Here is a 5,475-nt window from a genome sequence, read left to right on the forward strand (position 1 = left end):
GGGGGGGGAAGTGGGGGGGGGGGGTGGTTTTTGGTTTTTTTTTTTTTTCTTTTTTTTTTTTTTTTTTTTTTTGGTTTTTTTTTCTTTTGTTTTTTTTTTTGGTTCCCCCCCCCCCCCCCCGCGCCTCACACTTCCTCGACCGAGCTCGGCTCCCGCCGGGACAGGTCGATACCGAGTTCCTCCGCGGCCCGGAACACCTCGTCGTCGGTCTCGCGCATCTCCAGGGCCACGCCGTCGCTGGACAGCACCTCGACGTTGAGGCACAGCGACTGCAGCTCCTTGAGCAGCACCTTGAACGACTCCGGGATGCCCGGCTCGGGGATGTTCTCGCCCTTGACGATCGCCTCGTAGACCTTGACCCGGCCCAGGACGTCGTCCGACTTGATGGTGAGCAGCTCCTGCAGGGCGTAGGCGGCGCCGTAGGCCTGCATCGCCCAGCACTCCATCTCACCGAAGCGCTGGCCGCCGAACTGCGCCTTACCGCCGAGCGGCTGCTGGGTGATCATGGAGTACGGGCCGGTCGACCGCGCGTGGATCTTGTCGTCCACCAGGTGGTTGAGCTTGAGGATGTAGATGTAGCCGACCGCGATCGCGTCCGGCAACGGCTCACCGGAGCGCCCGTCGAACAGCTGGGCCTTGCCCGAGCTGCCGATCAGCTGCACGCCGTCCCGGTTGGGCAGGGTGCTGCCCAGTAGGCCGGTGATCTCCTCCTCGCGGACACCGTCGAAGACCGGGGTCGCGACGTTGGTGTCCGGCTCGGCGTCGTCCGAGCCGATGGCACGCAGCGCGGCCTTCCACTCGGCGTCGTCGCCCTCGACCTTCCACCCGGTCTTGGCCACCCACCCGAGGTGGGTCTCCAGGATCTGGCCGATGTTCATCCGGCCCGGCACACCGAGCGGGTTGAGCACGATGTCGACCGGGGTGCCGTCGGAGAGGAACGGCATGTCCTCGACCGGCAGGATCTTGGAGATGACGCCCTTGTTGCCGTGCCGGCCGGCGAGCTTGTCACCGTCCTGGATCTTCCGCTTCTGCGCGACGTAGACCCGGACCAGCTCGTTGACGCCGGGCGGCAACTCGTCGCCGTCGTCGCGGGAGAAGGTCCGTACGCCGATCACCGTGCCGGTCTCGCCGTGCGGCACCTTCAGCGAGGTGTCCCGGACCTCCCGGGCCTTCTCGCCGAAGATCGCCCGCAGCAGCCGCTCCTCCGGGGTCAGCTCGGTCTCACCCTTCGGGGTGACCTTACCGACCAGGATGTCACCGGGAACCACCTCGGCGCCGATCCGGATGATGCCGCGCTCGTCGAGGTCGGCGAGCATCTCCTCGCTGACGTTCGGGATGTCGCGGGTGATCTCCTCCGGGCCGAGCTTGGTGTCCCGGGCGTCGACCTCGTGCTCCTCGATGTGGATCGAGGTGAGCACGTCCTGCTGCACCAGCCGCTGGGACAGGATGATGGCGTCCTCGTAGTTGTAACCCTCCCACGGCATGAACGCCACGAGCAGGTTGCGGCCGAGGGCCATCTCGCCGTCGTCGGTGCACGGGCCGTCCGCGATGACCTGGCCGGCCTCGACCCGGTCGCCCTCGAAGACGGTCGGCTTCTGGTTGACGCAGGAGCCGGCGTTGGAGCGACGGAACTTGTGCAGCAGGTACGTCCGACGGTGGCCGTCGTCCTGGTGCACGGTGACGTAGTCGGCGCACAGGTCCTCGACCACGCCGCCGGACTCGGCGATCACCACGTCGCCGGCGTCGACCGCAGCACGGTACTCCATGCCGGTGCCGACCAGCGGGGACTCCGCCTTGACCAGCGGCACCGCCTGGCGCTGCATGTTGGCGCCCATCAGCGCCCGGTTGGCGTCGTCGTGCTCCAGGAACGGAATCATCGCGGTGGCGACGGAGACCATCTGCCGCGGTGAGACGTCCATGTAGTCGACGGCGGCCGGCGGGACGAAGTCGACCTCACCGCCCTTGCGTCGGACCAGGACCCGGTCCTCGGCGAAGGTGCCGTCGGCCATCAGCGGCGCGTTGGCCTGCGCCTTGACGAACCGGTCCTCCTCGTCCGCGGTCAGGTAGTCGATCTGGTCGGTGACCCGGCCGTCGATGACCTTGCGGTACGGGGTCTCGATGAAGCCGAACGGGTTGACCCGCCCGAAGGTGGACAACGCCCCGATCAGACCGATGTTCGGGCCTTCCGGGGTCTCGATCGGGCACATCCGGCCGTAGTGCGACGGGTGCACGTCACGGACCTCGAAGCCGGCCCGCTCCCGGGACAGACCACCCGGGCCGAGCGCGCTGAGCCGCCGGCGGTGGGTCAACCCGGCCAGCGGGTTGGTCTGGTCCATGAACTGGGACAGCTGAGAGGTGCCGAAGAACTCCTTGATCGCCGCCACCACCGGGCGGATGTTGATCAGGGTCTGCGGCGTGATGGCCTCGACATCCTGCGTGGTCATCCGCTCACGGACGACCCGCTCCATCCGGGACAGGCCGACCCGTACCTGGTTCTGGATCAGCTCGCCGACGGTACGCAGCCGCCGGTTGCCGAAGTGGTCGATGTCGTCGGCTTCGTAGCCCTCCTCACCGGCGTGCAGCCGGCAGAGGTACTCGACGGTGGCGACGATGTCGTCCTCGGTGAGCGTCCCGGAGTTGATCGGGACGTCGAGGTTGAGCTTCTTGTTGAACTTGTACCGGCCGACCTTGGCGACGTCGTACCGCTTGGGGTTGAAGAACAGGTTGTCGAGCAGCGTCTGCGCGTTCTCGCGGGTCGGCGGCTCACCGGGACGGAGCTTGCGGTAGATGTCGAGCAGCGCCTCGTCCACCCCGGCGATGTGGTCCTTCTCCAGGGTGGTCATCATCAGCTCGGACCAGCCGAACCGCTCCCGGATTCGGTCGGCGGACCAACCGATGGCCTTGAGCAGGACGGTGACGGCCTGACGCCGCTTACGGTCGATGCGGACACCGACGGTGTCGCGCTTGTCGATGTCGAACTCCAGCCAGGCACCCCGGCTAGGGATCACCTTGACGCTGGACAGGTCGCGGTCGGAGGTCTTGTCCGGCTGCTTGTCGAAGTACACGCCCGGGGACCGGACGAGCTGGCTGACCACCACGCGCTCGGTGCCGTTGATGATGAAGGTGCCCTTGGGCGTCATCATCGGGAAGTCACCCATGAACACCGTCTGGCTCTTGATCTCGCCGGTGGTGTTGTTGGTGAATTCCGCAGTGACGAAGAGCGGCGCGCAGTAGGTCAGGTCCTTCTCCTTGCACTCCTCGATCGAGGCCTTGACCTCGTCGAAGCGCGGGCTGGAGAAGGAGAGCGACATGGTGCCGGAAAAGTCCTCAATGGGACTGATCTCGTCGAGGATCTCCGCGAGGCCGGATCGTGCGTGCGGGTCGTCAGCCGACCGGCCCTGCCAAGCCTCGTTGCCCACCAGCCAGTCGAACGACTCGGTCTGGATGGAGAGAAGGTTGGGGACCTCGAGGTGTTCGGTGATCCGGCCGAATGAGATTCGGCGAGGAGCGAAAGCGCTCGACGTACGACTGGTCTTCGCAGGGCGGGAAGCTGCCAAGATGCGTCCTTCCGAGGACCGGTGCTGCAGACGGCTGTTTCGCGCGCACTCCAAAGAACCTCGGTCAAAATATCCAGGATCGGACATTCCGGGCGCGAGGCAAGTCGGAAGGCAGCGCAAACTAGCAGTGTAGCCGAGCGGCTAACCGCTGTCCAGCCCGACGCCGAAGGACGTCGCGGAGCTGGTCGGGGCGACCGGGACCGGTGCCTCCGTACCGCTCGGAACGCGGCGTTCCCACGGAGCCTGGTGGGGGCTGGCGAACACCGGGACCCTGACCGGTCTCCCGATCCGGCGACCCGCTGCTGGTGCCATTACCCAGCTTTGGCCGTCGCAAGCCCATGAAACAGCTTGCTGTAGTCAGCGTGCCTGCCGGTCCGTGCCGCGTCAAGGCCTGTCGTACGGGGAGATCGCCCACTACGTCAGCCGGTTGCCGGCCGACCGGGCAGCCCGTCGACCCGGCCAAGGGCGAAATGCCCTGATCATCGGGCAGTCGCACCGGGTGTGCGAACGGAAACGGGCGGCAACCCCCGTAGGGGATCGCCGCCCGCAACCAACCTCGGTGTGGGTCAGGTCACTTGAGGGTGACCTTGGCGCCCTCCGCCTCCAGCTTGGCCTTGGCCTTGTCGGCGGTCTCCTTGTTGGCCTTCTCCAGGACCGCCTTCGGCGCGGCCTCGACCAGGTCCTTGGCCTCCTTGAGGCCGAGGCCGGTCAGCTCCCGGACCACCTTGATGACCTGAATCTTCTTGCCACCGTCCGCGTCGAGGATGACGTCGAACTCGTCCTTCTCCGGCTCGGCCTCGGCCGGTGCGGCGGCCGGGCCACCAGCGGCCGCGACGGCCACCGGCGCGGCGGCGGTCACGTCGAAGGTCTCCTCGAACTGCTTCACGAACTCCGAGAGCTCGATCAGCGTCATCTCCTTGAACGCGTCGAGCAGCTCGTCGGTGCTGAGCTTCGCCATGGTCGGCTTCCTTTCGAATTGAGTACGTTGACGGGGCGCTGGCGGGTCAGGCCTGCGTACCCTCGGATTCGCGCTTGTCCTGCAGCGCTGCCGCCAGGCGGGCGGTCTTCGACAGCGGGGCCTGCAGCACGGCCGCGGCCTTGCTCAGGTTCGCCTTCATGCCACCGGCCAGCTTGGCCAGCAGCACCTCGCGGGACTCGAGGTCGGCCAACTTGTTGACCTCGGTCGCGGTGATCGCGCGCCCCTCGAAGACCCCGCCCTTGATGACCAGCATCGGGTTGGCCTTGGCGAAGTCGCGCAGGCCCTTCGCGGCCTCGACCACGTCGCCGGAGACGAAGGTGAGCGCGGTAGGACCGGTGAACAGCGCGTCGAGTCCGTCGATACCCGCGTCCGACGCGGCCCGCTTGGCCAGGGTGTTCTTCGCCACCGAGTAGGTCGCGCTCTGCCCCAGCGAACGGCGCAGCTGGGTCAGCTGGGCGACGCTGAGACCCCGGTACTCGGTGAGCACCGTGGCACCCGATTCACGGAACCGTTCGGTCAGGTCGGCGACCGCAGTCGCCTTGTCGGCACGAACCGGCTTGTCCGCCATGTCCCTCCTCTCTGGTGCTCCAGGCTGGCGGTCGGCCGGCGGATGGCCGGCCGGCCGTGAAGATCCCGCGCCCACGAAAAACGCCCCGGGCGCAGGGCGCACGGGGCGAGACAGCCGTCAGCCGACGGCGATGACTCATCGTCCGTTCCGCCCCTGCGCGGGCCGCCCGTGAAAACGGGACCTTCAACCGTGCCGAGGCACGGTGACCAGCGGTCTTTGGGTGTGGATAGGGCAAGCGTACGGCACCGCAGCGGCAGGCACCAAATTCGCCCGGCACGGCGGTGGGGGGGGGGGGGGGGGGGGGGGGGGGGGGGGGGGGGGGGGGGGGGGGGGGGGGGGGGGGGGGGGGGGGGGGGGGGGGGGGGGGGGGG

The 5,475-nt window shown here is 67.6% G+C and carries 3 protein-coding genes; all 3 read right to left on the reverse strand.

Going from position 1 to position 5,475, the window contains the following annotated elements:
* Positions 1-125 precede the first annotated feature (125 nt).
* The 3 genes from rpoB to rplJ all read right to left on the reverse strand — a co-directional run bounded on the left by rpoB (position 126) and on the right by rplJ (position 5,104).
* Complete coding sequence (gene rpoB, locus ACXAHD_RS31355; protein ID WP_278173667.1) at positions 126-3,557, reverse strand: DNA-directed RNA polymerase subunit beta; 3,432 nt, start codon at positions 3,555-3,557, stop codon at positions 126-128.
* Positions 3,558-4,128: 571 nt separating this feature from the next.
* Positions 4,129-4,515: a 50S ribosomal protein L7/L12 gene (gene rplL, locus ACXAHD_RS31360; protein WP_123606157.1), complete on the reverse strand. Its 387-nt coding sequence runs from the start codon at positions 4,513-4,515 to the stop codon at positions 4,129-4,131.
* Between the two features lie 46 nt (positions 4,516-4,561).
* Entirely contained in the window at positions 4,562-5,104 is a 543-nt protein-coding gene (gene rplJ / locus ACXAHD_RS31365; protein ID WP_475055051.1) for a 50S ribosomal protein L10, read from the reverse strand.
* Positions 5,105-5,475: the final 371 nt, after the last annotated feature.

This window comes from Micromonospora sp. ABR4_055, assembly GCF_056160425.1.